Source organism: Sorangium sp. So ce375 (genome assembly GCF_051473855.1).
Lineage (GTDB): Bacteria > Myxococcota_A > Polyangia > Polyangiales > Polyangiaceae > Sorangium.
In genome coordinates this window covers 11,807,589-11,826,552 of record NZ_CP150335.1, presented here as the reverse complement: position 1 = coordinate 11,826,552, position 18,964 = coordinate 11,807,589, and the positions used below count along the sequence as shown (strand labels likewise).

The 18,964-nt window shown below is 68.0% G+C and carries 10 protein-coding genes and 1 pseudogene; 6 read left to right on the top strand and 5 right to left on the bottom strand.

The window, feature by feature from the left end; all coding sequences use genetic code 11:
* Positions 1-190: 190 nt before the first annotated feature.
* Complete coding sequence (locus WME90_RS43965) at positions 191-544, bottom strand: hypothetical protein (protein ID WP_437278074.1); 354 nt, start codon at positions 542-544, stop codon at positions 191-193.
* Between the two features lie 609 nt (positions 545-1,153).
* Between WME90_RS43965 and WME90_RS43960 the strand changes: the two genes are divergently transcribed.
* Positions 1,154-2,230 carry a hypothetical protein gene (locus WME90_RS43960; protein WP_437278073.1) on the top strand — a complete coding sequence of 359 codons (1,077 nt, stop codon included), beginning with the start codon at positions 1,154-1,156 and terminating at the stop codon, positions 2,228-2,230.
* 28 nt (positions 2,231-2,258) lie between these two features.
* Positions 2,259-4,040 (top strand): hypothetical protein, encoded by a 1,782-nt coding sequence (locus WME90_RS43955; protein WP_437278072.1) that lies wholly within the window; start codon positions 2,259-2,261, stop codon positions 4,038-4,040.
* A gap of 113 nt (positions 4,041-4,153) precedes the next feature.
* Here the strand turns inward: WME90_RS43955 and WME90_RS43950 are convergent, their stop codons facing one another.
* Positions 4,154-4,300 carry a hypothetical protein gene (locus tag WME90_RS43950; protein ID WP_437278071.1) on the bottom strand — a complete coding sequence of 49 codons (147 nt, stop codon included), beginning with the start codon at positions 4,298-4,300 and terminating at the stop codon, positions 4,154-4,156.
* A gap of 270 nt (positions 4,301-4,570) precedes the next feature.
* Here WME90_RS43950 and WME90_RS43945 point away from each other — a divergent pair, with 270 nt between their 5' ends.
* The 4 genes and pseudogenes from WME90_RS43945 to tnpB form a co-directional block, all read left to right on the top strand.
* Entirely contained in the window at positions 4,571-4,816 is a 246-nt protein-coding gene (locus WME90_RS43945; RefSeq protein ID WP_437278070.1) for a hypothetical protein, read from the top strand.
* Positions 4,817-5,066: 250 nt separating this feature from the next.
* Positions 5,067-7,037, top strand: coding sequence for a DUF2934 domain-containing protein (locus tag WME90_RS43940; RefSeq protein ID WP_437278069.1), 1,971 nt, complete (start codon positions 5,067-5,069; stop codon positions 7,035-7,037).
* 159 nt (positions 7,038-7,196) lie between these two features.
* Complete coding sequence (gene tnpA / locus WME90_RS43935; protein WP_437278068.1) at positions 7,197-7,622, top strand: IS66 family insertion sequence element accessory protein TnpA; 426 nt, start codon at positions 7,197-7,199, stop codon at positions 7,620-7,622.
* Positions 7,519-7,773: pseudogene (gene tnpB / locus WME90_RS43930) on the top strand (IS66 family insertion sequence element accessory protein TnpB); the annotation flags it as partial. The gene tnpA and the pseudogene tnpB, both read left to right, overlap by 104 nt.
* Here tnpB and WME90_RS43925 read toward each other — a convergent pair.
* From WME90_RS43925 to WME90_RS43915, 3 genes are all read right to left on the bottom strand, one after another.
* A complete protein-coding gene (locus tag WME90_RS43925; RefSeq protein WP_437283736.1) occupies positions 7,673-8,767 on the bottom strand; it encodes an RHS repeat-associated core domain-containing protein in 1,095 nt (364 codons plus the stop codon). The pseudogene tnpB and the gene WME90_RS43925 sit on opposite strands and share 101 nt — an antisense overlap.
* Before the next feature lie 457 nt (positions 8,768-9,224).
* A complete protein-coding gene (locus WME90_RS43920) occupies positions 9,225-9,665 on the bottom strand; it encodes an SMI1/KNR4 family protein (RefSeq protein ID WP_437278067.1) in 441 nt (146 codons plus the stop codon).
* Positions 9,666-9,678: 13 nt separating this feature from the next.
* On the bottom strand, positions 9,679-18,711 hold the full coding sequence (locus WME90_RS43915; protein WP_437278066.1) for a SpvB/TcaC N-terminal domain-containing protein: 9,033 nt from the start codon (positions 18,709-18,711) through the stop codon (positions 9,679-9,681).
* Positions 18,712-18,964 lie beyond the last annotated feature (253 nt).

Sequence of the window (18,964 nt, the reverse complement as noted above, 5' to 3'; positions counted from 1 at the left end):
TCCTGCCTCCTTCGAACGGGAGATCCGTCGTTCACGAGGTCGGATATAAAGACGCGAGCGCGCCCCCGCATTGGCCGAACGCGACGAAAACATTGGCCTGCCGCGCCAGCGGGCGGCGCCGCGCGCGTGCGCCCCGCGGTGAAGCCGCCAGACGAGGCCGCCGTCAATCGCAGTCGACGCACTCGGGAGCTCAGAACTCCGTGCAGAAGCCGTCGATGCACTCGTACACGATGAGGGGTCCACTTCCGCTGGGGCACCGCTGCTCGTACTGCATGTAGTACTCCGTGGTCTTCCCGCTGTAGACGATGGGGCCGGGGACGCAGCTCCGGAACGATTGCCCCACCCTCGTCGTGAAGGTCTCGTCGGCGTAGTAGATGTTGCGCACCTCGTTGAGCGGGAGCGCCTGCCGCGTCTCGGCGACGTCCTGGCCCTCGGCGACGTCCTCGCCCTCGACGGCCGGCGCCAGGGCGCAGGCGGCGAGGAGGGCAGGGAGGCTCAGGGCCACGCTGTACGAAAGAGCCTTGCGAACGAGCTTCACGATCACGATGTGCCTCGCTGGGGTCGATTTCCGCGAGCCAGCCTCGCGGACTCGTGGCTACCTACGCAGTCCCGACCGGTCGGTTTCACTGCGGCGGGCCAGCGCCCGAAATCCCGCGGCCCCTTCACCACGGGCGTGCTCTCCTCCGCGGCGCGCGCTCGACGGGCCAGCGGCTCGGTTTCACCGCGTGCGCCCGATTTCGTCCTTATCGAACAAAAGGACTGTCGGCGCATCACCCGGCGACGCTCCTCGGAAGGCGCGGCGGTATCGCCGGACGCGGCACACGGTCGACCGTGCGGCTGTGCGGACCGGACCAGGGGGCCTTGCCTCGGAGAATTTCTCCGAGCTCGTGTTAGCTTCGACGACCTCGCACGCCCCTCGGCGTGCGCCGTGCCGCATCGCCCGAAAGAGCGCCGGGAGGCTCCGAGCTTGCCATGATCGCGGGACAACAGCTCACGCTATTCTCAGGCTGGTACCGCCCCTCGGGCAGGGCGCGATGGGCAGCGTACGGGTCGCCGACCACCTCGCGCTCGGCACGCAGGTCGCGGTGAAGCTCATGGCGCCGGCGCAGGTCAAGAGGCCGAAGGATAGGATGGGATTGTGAGGAGATGCACGATGCGTAGGCAACTGAGGGGCGCGGGCGTGCTGCTGTTCGCGCTGGCGGGCGTGCAGGTCCAGGGCGCGGCGCTCGCCGCGGAGCCCACCGCCGCCGACCGGGAAACGGCGCGAACGCTCCTGATCGACGGCAGGGAGAAGCTGAGCGCCGGCGACGCGAAGGGCGCCCTCCAATCGTTCCAGGCGGCGCACGCGATCATGGGCGTTCCTACGACCGGCCTCGATCTCGCGCGGGCGCAGGCGGCGCTGGGCGATCTCGTGGGCGCGCGCGCGACGGCGCTCGGCGTGGCCGCGTCAACGGCCGCGCCGAACGAGCCCGAGGCGTTCGCGTACGCACGAGAGGAGGCGGAGAAGCTCGCGGAAGAGCTGGCCGGCCGCATCCCGTCGCTCTTCATTCGCGTGACCGGCCTCCCGGCGGGCGCGTCGCCGAAGGTGACGGTCGACGGGGTCGTGATTCCGCCGCAGGCGCTGGGGTTCGCTCGCAAGGCCAACCCGGGGCAGCACAGCATCGACGTCGAGGCGCCCGGGCACGCGCCCGAGCGGCGCACCGCCGAGCTGAAGGAGAGAGAGGAGCTCGCGGTCGAGATCCAGATGAAACCCGCGGCGCTGCCCGGCGGACCAGCGCCGGGGGGAGCAGGCCAGGGCGCGGACGTCCGCCTGCCCCCAGGCGCCGGCGAAGCGACGCGACCGGCGAAGGACGGTGCCGGGCGCCCGGCCCCTGCCTGGGCCTGGATCTCCGGAGCCGTCGGCGTCGCGTCGCTCGGCGCGGCGATCGGGTTCGCCGTCGACTACGCGACGGTGCGCGGTATCGCATCGAGCGAGTGCCCCGAAGGCGCCTGCGATCCGCGGCGATACGACGAGGAGCGCGTCGCCGATCTCGAGGCGCGGTGGAATCGAGACGCCGGGCTGATGATCGGATTTGGCGCCGTGGGCGCCGTCGCTGCCTCCATCGCGGTGGTCGGGTTCGCGTTCCCGCTCGCAGAGAAGGCGAACGCCGCGCCCCGCGCCCGCGAGAGCATCGCCGTCGTGCCGTGGATCGGGGGCACGCTGGGCGGGGCGGTACAGGGCACCTTCTGAACGCCGGCCACACAAGGAGAGCGACGTGATGAGGCGAACGGCATGGATGGGCAGCCTGCAATCGCAGACGGTGCTGCTGTGCGCGGCTGGGGTGATCGCGCTCGGATGCGCTCCGGATCTCCACGTCGGCGTGCTCGATGGCACCGGCGGAGGCAGCAGCAGCAGCGGCACCGGCGGGAGCGGCACCGGCGGAGGTGGCAGCGGCGCCGGCGGGGGTGGCGGCAGCGCCCCGGACGAGACGTGCACCGCGCCGACGAGGCCGTGCTACTCGGACCTTGCCGCCACCAAGGGGGTTGGCCGATGCCACGCCGGCGTCCAGCGCTGTGACGAAGCGACGCAGTCGTGGGGCACGTGTGAGGGGGAGATCACCCCTGTGGCCGAGACGTGCAACAACGAGGACGACGACTGTGACGGCCAGCTGGATGAGGACACCCCGGGCTCGGGCGAGCCGTGCAGCACCGGGCTGCTGGGCGCCTGTGCGGACGGGGTCACCGCGTGCGTGAACGCCGGCAAGGTGTGCAGCCCGAAGCGCACGCCTGCCGTCGAGGTGTGCGACACCCCCGAGGACGAGAGCTGCGACGGGCTCACGCTCTGCCAGGGCGCGGTGCTCTGGAGCAAGCGGTTTGGCAGCTCCGCCGGTGAGCGGGCCGTGGCCGCCGTCGATCCGGACGACAACATCGTGCTCGTCGGCGGGTTTGGCGCGACGCTCGGCCTCGGCGGCACCGAGCTCGTGAGCGTCGGCCTGGCCGACATGTTCGTCGCGAAGCTCGATCGCGACGGCAAGCACCTCTGGAGCAAGCGGTTCGGCAGCGCGACAGGAGGAGAAGAAGCCACCGCGGTCGGGATCGACGGCGCCGGCAACCTGGTCATTGCCGGGACGGGCACCGGCTCTGTCGACTTCGGGCAGGGCGAGATCTCCCTCGAGGGCGGCTTCCTCTTAAAGCTCGATCGCGACGGTCGTCTGCTGTGGAGCCAGCCGTTCGGCGCGTCCGCGAGGTTCGCCGTCGACGCCGCCGGCAACATCTACACCGGCGACAGCGGCGACGATCCTGCGCTCTGCGGCGACATGACCAGCAATGGCGTCCTCTTTTCGAAGCTGGATCCTTCTGGCCACGCGCTCTGGAAGAGCTGCGTGCCGGGCAGCGCGTCCGTCGCTCAGGTCGTGGCCGACAGCGACGGAAGCCTCGTGGCCATCGGCGCTGTCCTCGAGGGACTCGATTTCGGCAACGGTCCGATCGGCAACAGCAAAGCCGATTCTGTCTTCGTGGCAAAGCTCGATCCGGCCGGCGACATCGCATGGGGTCGAAGGGTCATCAATTCGAACGGCTTTGATCCAGCCTGGGTTGGGCCCGTTGCTGTGGACCGCGATCACAACATCATCGCCGGTGGCGAATCCGAGACGTCTTCTGGCTCGGATTCGTATTCGAGAGCAAGGCTGCACGCGTTGACCCCCGGAGGCAGCCCCCTCTGGGACCGCTATTTCACGCGGTCGCCGGCGTCGGGGTCGGTCGATCACGTGGTCACGGACGGGGCGAATCAGGTGGTGGTCTCCGGCGGCTTCTACGGCACGGTCGACCTCGGGGGCGCAACGCTCACGACGGGCGGCGCGTACGTCGGCAAGCTGAGCCCCGCGGGGGATCACATCTGGAGCCGGACGCTCAGCGCGGTCCCGCACCTCGCGGTCGACCGCACCGGCAACGTCGTCCTCTCGGGCGCCTTCGGCGCCTTCGGCGAGCCGTTCGACCTCGGCAACGGCCCCACCGCGAGCCTCGGCGGGACGGACATCTTCCTCGTGAAGCTCGCGCCCTGAGCCCACCGGGGCTGCGCGCCGCGCGCCCTCCTCACACGGCCGCGCTGTCAAACGCCTCCCGCGCGCCGCCGATCGCGCGCCGAGCCGCCGCACGGGGAAGGAGCACGCCGTCGCTAGGGCGTGAGCTTCGCGACGAAGGCGTCGAGCGCTCCAGCGGTCGTCAGCGCGCCACCCCCGAGATCGACGCTCCCGCTGAACGGTGCGGACAGGAGCACATTGCCCAGCCTGTTGCGCTTGCCCGCCGCGCTCGTCTCCTCCACCAGCCGCTCCGCGCGGCCTTACCTTGCTCGTCCCCGTCATTGTTGCGCACTTCCGTCACCCGGACGAGCTCCCCGAGCGGGTTGTCCTCGTAACGCATCACGATCCGCGGAGCGCCCGCTTCGTAAGCGCTGCACGAAGCGCCGTCTCTCCCCAGCCGCCACGTCCAGCGCATGAACACCGCAGGAGTGCGTCGCCTTTGCGTTATTCGCCCACGCATTGACACTGATCTACCCAGCGCTGCGCTCGCTTCCTACCAGCGCCTGACCGGCATGGACAACGCAGGCCGCCTCCGCGAGGATACCGTCGGCAACGGCCTCGAACGCTCTCGCTACGACCCGCTCGAGCGGCTGACGTGCGCGTACTTCAGCGACGTCGAGAGCGGGCCGGCGCCGTGCGCCCTCCGCTACGACCATGCCCCCAACCCGAGCAGGTCGCAGCACGCGAGCCGCTCGATGCCTACGCGCTACATGAGGGGGAGATCGCCCGGGGCCGACCCTCGCAAGGCGCGTCCTTGACGGCGTCTATCCCGACCTGCTCGTACCGTCGGCAGAGATTCCAGATCGTCGTCCGCTCCACTTCGAGATGGTCCGGCCGGCATAGACCGTCGACCACTCAGTTCCCCGCGACCGAGCACGCCAGCCACAGGTCGGGCCTGGCTGCATGCACCTTCCTAGCGGAGGCTGCCGAGCGGATACCTCGAGCCTGGGCTGGACATGGGCGGGCCTCGCTGGATACGTTCGGAGCAACGCAGCAGCAGGAGCGAACATGCCGAACTTCATGGATGCGCTTCGAGACATTGTCTTGCGCCCGCCCGAGAGCATCTGGCAAGGGGCATGGCGCGAAGTAGTACTACGGGCGCTGGCGAAGGAAGCCGTTCGTCGCATCGACTTCGACAGCGCCGCTCTGGGGTTGGATTGGGATCGGTTGGATGATATCGGCGAGCGAGGCCGTATCATCCGAGCGGCGCGGCAGTCGCTGGAAGAGGAGTGTCTCGATAAACTGCTTCGCCACAGGCAGCACATCAACGGGAAACTTGTCGGCGCTGGTCATCAAAAGATGACAGGGCCTGTGCTGAGGAGATATTTGAGCCAAATCCTGCCCTCCCTCCTCGCCGATCGCAGCAGCGAAAAACAACTGGAGAACCCGTTCCCCGAGATGTGGCCCATGGTGGGCGACACGATCGCCGGCCAAGTGCACGGTCGGGCGAATAGCGGCGCATCATCCGCTGAGTGGCGGCTGCTGAACGATCTGCTCCTCGCGGCGTACTTCCACGCGTGCAAGCTCGTGAGCGCCAAGCTCGTCCGTGACTCTATTCGTGACATTCCTCAAAGGATGCTGTCCATCAGGGGGACCTTCGTGCGCATCGTGGAGCAGGTCTCGGACGGCGGCATCGTCGATGCACGACCTCCGAGATGCCCGGCGCCGCGATCCTTCGTACTTCGCCATGCTCACCTGTCCGATCTGCTCCAGACAACCTCGGACGAATATGGGAGGATCATCAACGACTCCGGGATCATGCACAGGGTGCTTAAGGTCAATGATCCCATCCCACCGGAAATGATGCAGAAACTTCATGGGCGGATCACCGAGGCGCAGTTTCGCGCAGGAAGGAGCACGGCATATCGCCAGTACGAGTACACACTGCTGGCTTACATGGCACTCTCGTGCATAGAGCAGTTGCTGCGGGCGTGGGCCACGAACAAGGGCATCGATCACATCCGCGCCGACGGGCATCCGTCGCCGGTGCTCAAGTGGCTGGCGAGGCTCGGTTGCTCGCCCGGTCTGGAGACTGCGATTCGAGATCTGTACGGTACGCGTGGGGGCAACGTCAGGAACCGAATCATGCACGGCGGCTTGTTAGACGTCGAATCGAAGCGCATGGAGCAGACCATCGCCACCATCGGAGTCTCCGGCAGTGTGATGGCCACGCTAGCGAGGCAGGACGAGTACTCGCCCTCGAACATTGCAAACATCTGTCTGTCGTGTCTCGGCGAAATCGACTCCGAGATAGCCAGCACTACGACGCTCTCTCAGGCCGATCTCGCATGGGTTCCGAAGGTCGCGCTGGAGCAATCCGAGGTTGAGCTGGGGCGGCGCTTGGTGTTCGACTTCACGGATCCCGAAGGGCTCGAGATTCGGCAGCAGATGAGCGACTACCTCACAGTGATGCTGCCGTCCGTGGGGCAGTTCGTTCGGGTGGGGTTCGTCGGGTGGGTGGGGCGACGCATGCCTGATGCGCTCGTGTACTTTATGGCATCCATGTTGGTCTTTGAGGCGCTGTACCGAATGACGGTGCATCTGCACGGTATCGACATCTTGCAGAAGGATCCGGCTGGAGGAGTCTACCAGTACCTGATGCTCGACTCGCGAGGGCTTCACAAGCCTGAGGTTCGGCGCAGGTTGTTGAGCAGCGTCGACAGCGCCCACCGAGCCTCCGCTGAGCATGTGATCGATCTGACAGTCAAGGCCAGGAACGCGCTGGCGCATGGCGGCGTCGTGCGTTTCGGCGCACCCGAGGCCGACGGTATTGGACACCTGCTCATGAAGTCCTGTTTGGCCTTCGTGCAGGCGGGAATTCACCGCATGATCGAAGAGGCGGCCTATTATCGCTGGATCGAGGAGGGCACGACTCACCAGGGGTCGCAGGTCGAGCATTGGCTCTGGGCTGAACGTCGGGTGTTGGGCTCGATCGACCGAGCGGCACGGATCGCGCGGAGCGCACGTGGGATCCTATGATCGTCGGTCCCGGCTATGCGGTCGGACTCAGCAGCTGGCTAGTGCCGCCCGCCAAAAGTTTGGTCAGGGATCCCGGGCTCTCGTAGGAGGGGAGCCATGATCGATTCCTTGTAAGCGCTGCGCGAAGCGCCGTCTCCCCCTGGCCGCGCTGTCCAGTTCATGATGGCGTGCATGACAAGGACGAAGGCGACCGAAGTGATGTGGTCCGAGCGCGTTCGGGCGTGGCGCGAGAGCGGTCAAACGGCGGAGGAGTTCGCACGGAGCCGCGGATTTGCGGCCTCGACGCTGCACGGCTGGTCGAGCCGGCTGTCGCGGACCGAGCAACCGCGCTTTCTGCGGCTGGTGCCGAAGGCGCCCGCCGTGACGAGCAGCGCTTCGGAGCTCGTCGTCGAGGTCGGAGGCGCGCGCGCGTGCGCGTGGCAGCAGGCTTCGACGCCGCGCTGCTGGCCGACGTGGTCCGCGCCCTCGGCGGAGGTGCGCGATGATCCCGGCCGGCGTGCAGGTGTTCGTCGCGCTGGAGCCGGTGGACATGCGCTACGGCTTCGAGCGGCTCTCGGGGCTGATTCGCGAGCGTGTGGGGTATGAGGCCCGCTGCGGAGCGCTGTTCGCGTTCATCGGCAAGCGGCGGACCAGCATCAAGATCCTCTTCTTCGATGGCAGCGGACTCTGCCTGTTTTCAAAACGCCTTGATCGCGGGGCGTTCGTGCTGCCCGACCCCCCGACCGAGGGCGCCACGCACGTCGAGGTGGACGACGCGACGCTCGAGACGCTGCTCGACGGCATCGAGATCGGTCAACGTGCCCTTCATCCCCGGGAGGTCTAACCCCCCTCGTGTGCTTTTGGGGCCGAACGAGCTCTGTGCCACAGTTGTCACACTTGTTCACACCATCGTTCGTTGCGGCATTCTTCCTCCACACCTCATCCTTGCCCGCTTTCGTGAACGGTTGCCCCGGACGGGTTCCAGGTGCTCCGCCTCTTGCTGCCGGCTTCTTCGGCGGCTCCGCCGCAACTGCGGCAGGCGGCTTGGGAGGCTCCTTCGCCCCGCCCCCTCCCGCTGCTGGCGGTGGGGGTGGCGCCGGTACTGCCGCGGGAGGCGCTGGCGCAGGCGCAGCTTCCGATGCCTTGGGCGGGTCTCCATCCGTGACGGCATCGTAGATCAGATAGCCCGCGAGGCCTACGCCTCCCAGAATGACCGCGCCAACGACGATCACCTCCCCAAAGGGCGTGGGCTCAGCCACCGCCGCCGCAGCGGCCGGACCGACTGCCTTCACGGCGGTTTCCACAACCTGCGCAGCTTCCTTTGAATACCTGCCATCCGGATCGATGAAGACCACGGGGTTATTCCACGTATACGTGTACAGCCCCAGGTTGATCGGCCGGTACACCCCGCCGTTGATCCTGCCGGCCATGTACCCTGCCAGCACCGGATCCGGGCTCAGCCACACTCCCAGCCGCGGCTCATAGCTCCGCGCCCCGTAGTGATAGAGCCCCGTCGACAGGTCGAGCTCCTTCCCGTTGAACAGGTACGGCTGCCGGTTCTGGTACCGCGAGTCCGTCTGGTCCGCCCACAGCTCCCCGCTCGGCAGGTACTCCACGTGCTGGCTCAGCGCCTGGTCCTGGTCGGTGACGTACTGCGTGCTCCCGAGGTGGTCCGGGTGGTAGTACAAGACCGGCGGCCTCTGGAACCAGTCCGCGTCGAGGTACTTCGTCTCGATCCCGTTGCCCGCCATCACGCGCACCCGCTGCCCGAGCTCGTCGTACCCAATGTGCCTCAGGTACTCCGTCGTCCTCGGTTCGTTCGGGTGCTGCGGATTGACGCGCTGGGTTTCCCCGACCACCGACACCACCGCGCCCCCGCGGTCGTACCCGTAGCGCACAACCTCCTCGCCCGAGCCGGGGAAGTGGATCTCCTGCATCCGCCCCAGCGCGTCGAACACGTACTTCATCGTCGCCTGGTACGGCCCCCTGTGCGGCTCCCGCAGCCGCGGGAACTCCGACGTCAGTTCCGACGTGTTGCCGAACCGATCGTAACGAAAGCTGCGCTTGCCCGCCGCGCTCGTCTCCTCCACCAGCCGCGCCGCTCGGTTGCCGTCCTCGTCCCCGGCGTTGTTGCGCGCCTTGGTCACCCGGACAAGCTCGTACAGCGGGTTGTTCTCGTAACGCATCACTATCCACGCAGAGCTCGCTTCATTGAATAGATTTCAGGAACGCCAATAACCATTCTACAAAACTGGACCCCTCAACAGAGGGCTCCTGGCCTTCTCCAGCCTCATGGTCCCACAGAACTACCAAGGGCTCCTCGACCCGGATATCCAAACAGTAAAGATTACCTCCACCATCATTCATAATCGGCACCAAATACTCCGGAAGTCGCGGACTCATCTCCCTTCGCTCGCTCTCCGCAATGCACACAAGATCAAGATACGAAGGCACATCACTACCTAGCCCATACAGCTCAACAGACCCAATACCCCCCCATCCATAGATTCTCAAAAATTCGCGATACCCCCCATCCAACTTTATCCCGAGCCGTTGCTCTGCTGCCGCAACTTCCGAATCTTCTGCTCCGCGACCAACCGACCGACTCGGACTCTCATCAAACAACGTTCGCAATTCATCAATACTCATTTCTTCATCTTCCTCATGGCAAATTTGGATGATTTTTCTTGTAACTCGGACCCAATCGGTGCTCAGTCCGACTCATGGCTCTCAGGTTACTAAAACTGTTGGTCCCGCTCTCGGCTAGAGGCCTGATGTGATGCAGTTCCATCGGATACCCATCAGGCCCGAGCGGCGCTTTCCCCAGCCTCATCCGTGCGATATTCTCCGCCGAGTACGAGCCCGCGTTAACTGCGGCTTCATTCTGCCAAAATCTCGGCTTGATTGCGTTAAACTCAACCCGCGCCGCTTTCAGCGCATCCCCGGTAACCCTTGCTCCGTCTCCTGCCGGCTTCTTCGGCGGCTCCGCCGCAACTGCGGCAGGCGGCTTGGGAGGCTCCTTCGCCCCGCCCCCTCCCGCTGCTGGCGGTGGGGGTGGCGCCGGTACTGCCGCGGGAGGCGCTGGCGCAGGCGCAGCTTCCGATGCCTTGGGCGGGTCTCCATCCGTGACGGCATCGTAGATCAGATAGCCCGCGAGGCCTACGCCTCCCAGAATGACCGCGCCAACGACGATCACCTCCCCAAAGGGCGTGGGCTCAGCCACCGCCGCCGCGGCGGCCGGACCGACTGCCTTCACGGCGGTTTCCACAACCTGCGCAGCTTCCTTTGAATACCTGCCATCCGGATCGATGAAGACCACGGGGTTATTCCACGTATACGTGTACAGCCCCAGGTTGATCGGCCGGTACACCCCGCCGTTGATCCTGCCGGCCATGTACCCTGCCAGCACCGGATCCGGGCTCAGCCACACTCCCAGCCGCGGCTCATAGCTCCGCGCCCCGTAGTGATAGAGCCCCGTCGACAGGTCGAGCTCCTTCCCGTTGAACAGGTACGGCTGCCGGTTCTGGTACCGCGAGTCCGTCTGGTCCGCCCACAGCTCCCCGCTCGGCAGGTACTCCACGTGCTGGCTCAGCGCCTGGTCCTGGTCGGTGACGTACTGCGTGCTCCCGAGGTGGTCCGGGTGGTAGTACAAGACCGGCGGCCTCTGGAACCAGTCCGCGTCGATCTTGCTCGCGATCCGCGTCTCCCCCGCGAACAGGTGCTTCGTCGCGATCACTCCGTTGCGCACCACGAGGTGCTGGTCGACGTACGCCGTCTCCTCCTCGCCAGCGACCCGGTGCAGAAGGACCCGCCGCTCCCCGGCGCCGTCGTACAGCGCACGCGACATCTCCTGCCCGTTCTCGCTCACCGACACCAGCCGGTTGTCCTCGTCCCAGCTCAGCGTGCGCTGCAGGCTGTTCCGGTACTTCCACTGCTTGTGGTTGCCGTTCGCGTCGTAGAACAGCTCCCTCAGCCGCGGCTGCGACTCTGCCGGCACGTACTCGTCCACCTGGTTCGCCGCGTGCGGCCTCGGCCCGGCGTAGCGATAGTCGTTCCGGTACGTCCTCTCCCGGATCGGATACTGCATCTGCCAGTTGTCCACCCCGACCCGCGCGTACTGGGCGACCTCCTGGCGCTTCGTCGTCGCGTTTCCGAGGACATCGTAGTCGATACCCAGCGTGTACCGCTGCTGCTCGTTTCCCCGCTCCTGGTAAATCCCCGAAGCCTCGGTCAGCTGGTTCAGGTCGTCGTACGCGAACCGCTGCTGCGTGCGCGCCACCATGACCGCCCCGCCCAGCGACTCGTCGAACGGCACCTCGTTGTTCAGCTGCCGGATGTTGCCGACGAGGTCGTACCGGTACCGCAGCCGCTGGAACGGCCTTGGCGGCCGCCCCATCGACCGCATCTGCGCGCTCTGGTGGTCCGCGTCGACCTCCGCCATCCGCCGCGTCGACTCGTCGTAGCGGTACCTCGTCTCGATCCCGTTGCCCGCCACCACGCGCACCCGCTGCCCGAGCTCGTCGTACCCGATGTGCCTCAGGTACTCCGTCGTCCTCGGCTCGCTCGGGTGCTGCGGATTGACGCGCTGGTTTTCCCCGACCACCGACACCACCGCGCCCCCGCGGTCGTACCCGTAGCGCACGATCTCCTCGCCCGAGCCGGGGAAGTGGAGCTCCTGCATCCGGCCCAGCGCGTCGAACACGTACTTCATCGTCGCCTGGTACGGCCCCCTGTGCGGCTCCCGCAGCCGCGGGAACTCCGAGGTCAGCTCCGCCGTGTTGCCGAACCGATCGTAACGAAAGCTGCGCTTGCCCGCCGCGCTCGTCTCCTCCACCAGCCGCGCCGCTCGGTTGCCGTCCTCGTCCCCGGCGTCGTCCGGCTCGCCGTACGTGTAGACAACATCCTGCGTCACCGGATAGTCGATCTTCCGCAGTCGGTTGAAGTCGTACTCGTACCGGATCAGCTGCCCCCGCGCCGCGAGCTCCGCCGTCTGCTTCGCGCGCAGGTTCCCGGCCAGATCGTAGCGCCACCCAGTGTGCCCAGCGTCGGGGCTCACGAGCTCTACCATCCGGCCCACCGAGTCGTACCTCGCCGTCGTCGCGTTGTTGCGCGCGTCCGTCACCCGGACGAGCTCCCCGAGGGGGTTGTGCTGGTAACGCGTCACGATCCGCGTCTCCACCCCCTTGATCCGGTTGAACTCCTCCACCGCCGCGATCCGCCCACCCACGTCCCGGTACGTGTTCCGCACCTTCCCGTTGGCGTCGATCACCATCTCCTGGAACAGCAGCTGTCCTTCCAGCGCCACCAGGTCGTGCTCGATCGCCGTCCGCGCGTAGCCGCCCGGCGCGCTCGTGTCCGGCGTGGCGACCTCCCGCACACGCGACAGTGCGTCGTAACGCGTGAGGGTCGGCCGCACCAGCGGCAGGTTCACGAACGCCGTGTCCGGCTCCGCGCTGAAACCCGGCTGCCCCTGCTCCACCACGCGACCGAGCGCGTCGAACACCACCGCCCCGCTGACCGTCATCCCGACTTCCGTGCCCGTACCCGTGTCCCGCTCGTGGTCCTTCTTTGTCTGCAGCGCCCGCCCCAGCCCGTCCGCGATCATCACCGTCACGATCGGGTCGCCCGGGTGCTCCACGTCCTTGTGGCTCGTCTTCGCCCACGCCGGCAGCGCGGCAGTCTGATCCGGCTGGAGCGCATACTCGAACCCGATCGTCGGCTCGCCCTCGCCCACGAGCGCTTCCGGATCGTACACCGTCGTTGGCGTGCACCCGACCGGCCCGGCGTCCTCGCCGTCCTCCGCCAGGTCGCTCGGCCCCCAGACCTCGGTGAGCCGCCCGAAGTCGTCCACCCGGTGCACCATCGTGTGCCCGTTGACGTCGGTCTCCTGTGCCACCGTGCCATACAGCAGATTCGGCACGCTGTTGGAACGGTACCCGAAGCTATCGCTCGCGCACGTGCGGTAGCTGTGCGTCACCTCATCGTAGCTGTAGGTCAACTTGTAGCTGTTCGGGTCGGTCGACGTCTCGAGGTTGCCGAAGTCGTCGAACACATAGCTCCACGTGGCCTCCGCGTTCGCGTAGGTCGTCCCATCCGCCCGCTTGCCGCCGGAGATGACGTTCGTGACCGTCCGCAGCGCGCCCGTTCCCGGCCAGTACGTCGCCGTGCGCCGGCGCAGCACGCGACCCTGCTCGTCCGTCGTCTCGACGAGCTCCGGCTTCACGATGTAGGCCGAGCCAGGCTCCGTGTAGTCCACCCGCTGATGCACGTTGTCGTCCGACGTATCGGCCTCGCCGTCGGCGTGCAGCGCGATCAGATTGCCGAGCTCGTCGAAGACCCGCGTCTCGCGCGTGCTCTTGTGCGGCGCGCTCGGGTCGTCGGTCGTCCCCTCGTAGAACGCGCTCCTCCTCTCCGTCTCCTTGGGGAAGAACGAGCCCACCCCGGGCTCCAGCCCCTCGGGCGGCGGCGCGTAGTCGACCTCGTTCACCGTGTAGAGCAGCCCGTCGCCGTCGCGCAGCGTCGACCGAACCACAAGCCCGCGCCGGTAGAAGCTGTCGTTCAGGTGCTCGACCTCCTCGCTCGACATCGCCGTGACGCCATCCTCGCCGAGCGCCGTCGTCGTCACGAGCCCGTACCCGAGCTCGACCCGCTCGTCCCGGTCGTAGACCCCATCCGCGTGCGTCGCGATGCTCGTCCGGTACGCGTGCACCCCGTACACCCCCGGCGCTCCCTCCACGCCGTCGTGCACCGTCACCTCGCTCAGCACCCACTGGCTCGACGGCATGTCGACCTGAGGTGCCCTATCCATCTCCCCGAGCGCGCCCTCGCTCGGCACGACCAGGTTGCCCTCGCGCCGGTAGTCGAGCTCGATGCTCCCGCCGAGCGGCCGGCTCACCCGCCGCAAGAGGTTCGTCTTGCCGAGCGCGTTGACCCGCGCGTACACCGTCGCGTCGCCGTCCCGCTTGAGCACGTGATCTTGAAGCCCATCGCCGTCGATGTCCTCGAACGCGAGGTGCGATGAGCCGGCGCCTTCCGAGTAGAACACCGACCCGCCGACGCACACGAAGTAGCAGACATCGACCTTGAAGCTGCCCTCGTAGCTCTCCGACCTGCGGAAGCTCACCGCGTCGCCCCCGCCCATGAACGCGTACTCCGGCGGATCGATCGACACGCCCCACGCCCCCGCGGGCCAGGGCTCCTCCGGCGCAAACCGGCTCCCGAGGTTGAGCTGCACCCGGAACCACGGCTCTTCCGGCGCCTTCATCACCTTGTCCGGCAACCCGTCGCCGTTCACATCCGCGAAGTCCACCACGGTCCGCGCCGTCGTGTACGTGTACCCCGCGCCGGCGGCGGCCACGGTCGCGTCCACGCCGACGCCGACGCTGTTCGCGCCCGTGTCCTCCAGCCGCACCGCGTCCACCCCGGCCGCGTCCGTGAACTCGCTCAAGATGTCGCCGAGCGTCTCGCGCAGCGTCCCCGCATCGAAGTCGCTCTTCTCGAAGCGCGCCCGGTCCAGCGGCGCCGGCCCCGCGAACCGATGCCCCAGGTTGAACGCCACCTTCATCACCCCGCTCCGGGGATCCTGCGTCACCTGGTCCACCAAGCCGTCACCGTTGACGTCCACCAGATCCACCTGAGTGGCAGACAGGCCGTAGCTCGTCCCAACGCGGAATTGCGTGTGCAGGTACCCCTCGAAGCGCCCCTCGCTCGTGGTCTTGGAGATCGTCTGGATCTCGCTGTCGACAGTGACCGATGCGCTCCCTTCCAGCCGGATCGCACGGTGCTCGATCCGCCGCAGCGCCTCCGGCAGCGACCAGCTGTCCCGCGGCCCGAACCCTCGCCCCGTGTTGAGCACCGCGCCCTCGCGCGTCACGCTGTCGGGCAATCGATCGCCGTTGATGTCGATGAGGTCCAGGTCCGACGTGGTGCTGCCCCAGCTGTAGCCCGCCCCCAGCGGCCCGAGGTTGGCGCTGATCTCCGCGTTCCACGTCTCCGCGCTGCGCAGCCGACCGAGCTGCCCCTCTCCCCGCCTCACCTTGCCCACGATCGACGGCTTGACCGCGCTGCCGCCGACGAACGCCTCCGACGCGGCCGCGCCCCACACCGGCGCGCTCCCCTGCGGCAGCGGCACGGCGAGCGTGAAGCCGCGCTCCGGGTGGAGCGTCGGAAAGGCGATGTCCGCCTCCGAGAACGCGCGATCTCCGTCGAGGAAGCCGACCGACCAGCCATGGAACCCGCCGGCCATCGGGTCCTCTGACCCGCCGCTCATCGCCGCCTCGGGCGCGAAGACGCCGAGCGACACCGGCTCCCCGTCGATCGTCGCGTGCAGGGCGGCGCCCGTGGGCGGCTCCTGCGCGAAGGCCGTGACGAAGATGGGCTCGCCGGCCTGGACCTCGAGGTCGAGGTCCACGGGGTATGCGGTGCCAGCAGCGCTCGGCGCGGAATACGCCTGCTTGAAGAGCAGCCGGTGCACGCCCTGAACGACCAGGGTCAACGGCTGAGAGAAAGTATAGGTCCCCGGCACGAACAGCATTCCCTCGAGCCGCGCTGTCCCCGTGCTCGGCGCGATCCACGGCTTCGGGCGCGTCGTATGCGACCACCTCGCGACAGGCATCGACACGTGCGCCCGCTGCTCGATGAGCGCGAGCGGCAGCGGCGCGTCCCCGGGCCCGTCGTTGTGCAGCGTGCAGCCAGTGCGGCCGTTCGGCTGTCCGCTGCACTGCACTTGCCCGCGCCGCGGCGCGCCCGTCGCACGATCCACGCGCGTGTACTCCTCGTAACGGACCACCGGGCTCCACGCGATGCGCGCCGGGTCATCTGGCAACTCGGCCTTCACCCGGAACCGAAGGCGATCGCCCGCGAGCACCGGGATCGCCTCGGGCAGCAGCGCGCCCAGCCCGAGCCCGCCGGCACCCGCGTCCACGCGCTGCGGCGTCAGAATCGATTCCGCCGCGGCGCTGCCGCGCTCCCGCACGATCTCCACCCGCAGCTCATCGCTCGTTGCCCACTTCGTGAGATCGCCCGTGATCCGGACGCTGCCGTCAGCAGGCGCCACCCACGGCACGTCGGGCCGCCCCGCGAGCCGGTGGTCCTGGCTGTACTCGAAGCGGTGGATCGGCGCTCCATCCGGCCCCACCTGCGCGAGCTGCTCCTCGCTCGCCTCGTAGGTGATCGACGGGCTCCACGAGATCAGGTCGGCCGCCGTGTCCACGGGCCGCTCGGGGTCGATCGCCGGCGCCGCGCTCACCCGGAAATAGATCCGATCGCCCGCGGCCACATGCGTCGTGAGGACCTCGCTGCCGCACCGATGCGCGCCAAGGAGGCACGGAGTCAGCTCGTCCCCGTCGAGCACATCGTCGAAGAGCGGCTCGGCCTCGCCGCTCCGCACGATCTGCACCCGCACCCCGTCGCCGCCCGCTTCTTGCTTCTGCAGCGCCCCGCCGATGCGGATGTCTCCCTCGAACGGCGCGATCCAGCGCAGCAGCGGATCGGCCGGGTGCAAGTCCTTGCGCGCCGCCGCCGCGAAGTCGGGGCGCCCTGAGGGCGCGCCGCTCGTGTCGAGCGCGCCCCACGGCTGCTTGCTCCCGAAGCGGCCTCGCCGGTCGTTGAGCGCGGCGTAGACGCCACCGAGCGGACCGCCCGACACCAGATCGGGGTAGCCATCGCCGTTGATGTCCGTGACGATCTGCTCGTCCTCCGTGCTGCTCCGCGTGTACCCCACCGAGCCGCTCACCGCCGCGATGTTCAGCCCCGCGTAAACGCTCCACCCCGAGCGGTCCGTCAGGCCGAGATCCCTGTCGAACGAGCCGAGCGCGCTCGCCGCCGTCACATGGTTCCCGGATGCCGCGCGAAGCAGGTTGAGCCCGACATCGCCGCTGTCCTCCAGGAAGTCGGGCATCCCGTCGCCGTTGAGATCGAACACGCTCTTGCGCACCGTCTCGTCGCCGAAGAAGCCGCCCCCGCCGACCGAGATCGAGAACATGCCGATGCCCAGTCCGACGGACGCGCTGCCACCCGCAGTCGAGTCCTCCGTGCGCGACAGGCCGTCTTTCGTCTTGGCCTGTCCCCATGCCTCGGCCGCCTGCGCGAACGCCGCCACCTCGCCGGACGCGGTGCGCGGCGCCGTGAAGTACTCGAACGTATGCCGGTAAAGCTCCTCGCCGAGCGTCACCTGCCCGCCCGCCCGCCGCGCGCCTCGCCCGTGGAACGCGATGGCCTGCAGCAGGCGCTTGCCGAAATCGCCGTCGATGTAATGGAGCGCGTAGCTGCGGACCACGACGTCGCCGAACCGCACGTCCACACGCGAGAGCTGCTTGGCTGTCTGCTCAAGAAAGCCGGGCCTGCCGCTGAGCATGACGTCGGGCCGCCCGCTCTCGGACACGAAGTCCACGGCATAGGCCGCTTCGACCCCTCGTGACGCGTTCGCCGTGTACTCGATGCGCTCGGGGTGCACCTCGATGCGCGGCGGCGGACCTGCCTCGACCTCGCGCTCATAGTGGACCCGCATCTGGTTGCCGAACGTGTCGCGCACCTCGTCGAGGTACCAGCGGAACACATTGCGCGGCTGGTCCGGCCCCGGCTCGGGATCGTCGAGCCGCGCGTTCGCGTCGCGGCCATAGACAGCCGTTGTCCCGTCCTTGTCCGTCACCTCCCAGAAGTAGTCGGTCGCCCCGGTACCGTGCCGCGCGATGCGGTCGAACCGCCCCTCCACGCGCCGCCGGAACAGGCACGGGTCGCCGCAGGCGCCGCCTTCGGCTTGCACGAGCTCGCTCCCGTCGAGCAAGTAGCGCGGCGTCTCGCCCGCCGCGTACGTCGGCACCCCGAAGCGCGTGTCGATCTCGATGCTCGACAGCCTCAGATCCCACCCCACGCCGAGCCATCCGTTGCGGTGCTCGCTGTCGTACGCGATCGCGAGCGCCGGCTGGATCCCGTTGCGCCCCGGCGGGACCTCGATCGCATGGCTCAGCCGCGCCGCGCCGCTGGAGCTCGCCTCCGGCGGCGCGACCACCGTCACCGCGGCGAACGGGCTGCCCAACGCGAGCCCCTTGATGCTGTTCGGATCGAAGCTGCGCGTGCCCGGCGCGTCCGGCATCGCGAGCGTGGCATTCACGAAGTCGGTGAAGTGGTCGGTCAGGCTCGCCAGCTTGCCCTTTTCGGCCTCGCCGTCCCGCGCGACGTGCTGCCACTGGCCCAGCGCCTCGTCGAAGTAGAAGCCCGTCACGTGCTGCGCGGTCATCCCCGGGGGAATCGCGCGCTCGTCATAAGGCAACGTCAGCCGCACCGGCTTCTTGAACTTGAGCCCGTGCGGCCCGAATCGGTACGCCCTCCCCTTGGGCGTGACGTTGACCATCGCGCGCCCCATCGGACGCACCTCGCCTTGGTCGAGCGGGCGAATCGTGATCCGCACCGGCTCGTCCACCGCGCCCTGAGGGATCTCCAGCACGGCCCCCTCGAACGCCACCACGCGTGCCTTGTCGGGGAGCACCACCTCACCATGAGGCGCCCCCACGTCATCGACCGGCGGCACGTCCACCCGAGGCCCGAAGGATAGCCCCCCGACACCGTCGCTCGGCAGCCGGAAGGGAATCGAGGAGAGCGCTACCCCGCCGCCCGGCGGCGCCAGCGGCACGAGCCGCGGCTCCGGAGGCCCTGCCAGCGCGAGGCCTTCATGCCCCCGCCCGAGCAGCAGAAGCACAGCACAAAACAAAGCAAGACGACACAACCAGCCCGCGTGTCGCATTAGAGACACCCCCGACGCAAGGTCTATTGAACTCGCGGCCACCCATGTCCGGCACGACCCACCGTGTCAACACCCGCTCGATTACAGCCGATTACAGCGCGCCGCCCTTCCCTCTCCTCGCCGGCCGCCTCTCCCTCAATGTCGCGCCAAGGGCTCCTCGCAGCAGGATTCCGGCGCATCAGCGCGCCAAACGTCCTTGACAGCCACT

Coding starts and splice junctions, on each gene's coding strand:
- WME90_RS43960 (WP_437278073.1), top strand. CDS start 1,154: ATGCGTAGGCAACTGAGGGGCGCGGGCGTGCTGCTGTTCGCGCTGGCG.
- WME90_RS43955 (WP_437278072.1), top strand. CDS start 2,259: ATGAGGCGAACGGCATGGATGGGCAGCCTGCAATCGCAGACGGTGCTG.
- WME90_RS43945 (WP_437278070.1), top strand. CDS start 4,571: ATGGACAACGCAGGCCGCCTCCGCGAGGATACCGTCGGCAACGGCCTC.
- WME90_RS43940 (WP_437278069.1), top strand. CDS start 5,067: ATGCCGAACTTCATGGATGCGCTTCGAGACATTGTCTTGCGCCCGCCC.
- tnpA (WP_437278068.1), top strand. CDS start 7,197: ATGATGGCGTGCATGACAAGGACGAAGGCGACCGAAGTGATGTGGTCC.
- WME90_RS43925 (WP_437283736.1), bottom strand. CDS start 8,767: ATGGCGGGCAACGGGATCGAGACGAAGTACCTCGACGCGGACTGGTTC.
- WME90_RS43920 (WP_437278067.1), bottom strand. CDS start 9,665: ATGAGTATTGATGAATTGCGAACGTTGTTTGATGAGAGTCCGAGTCGG.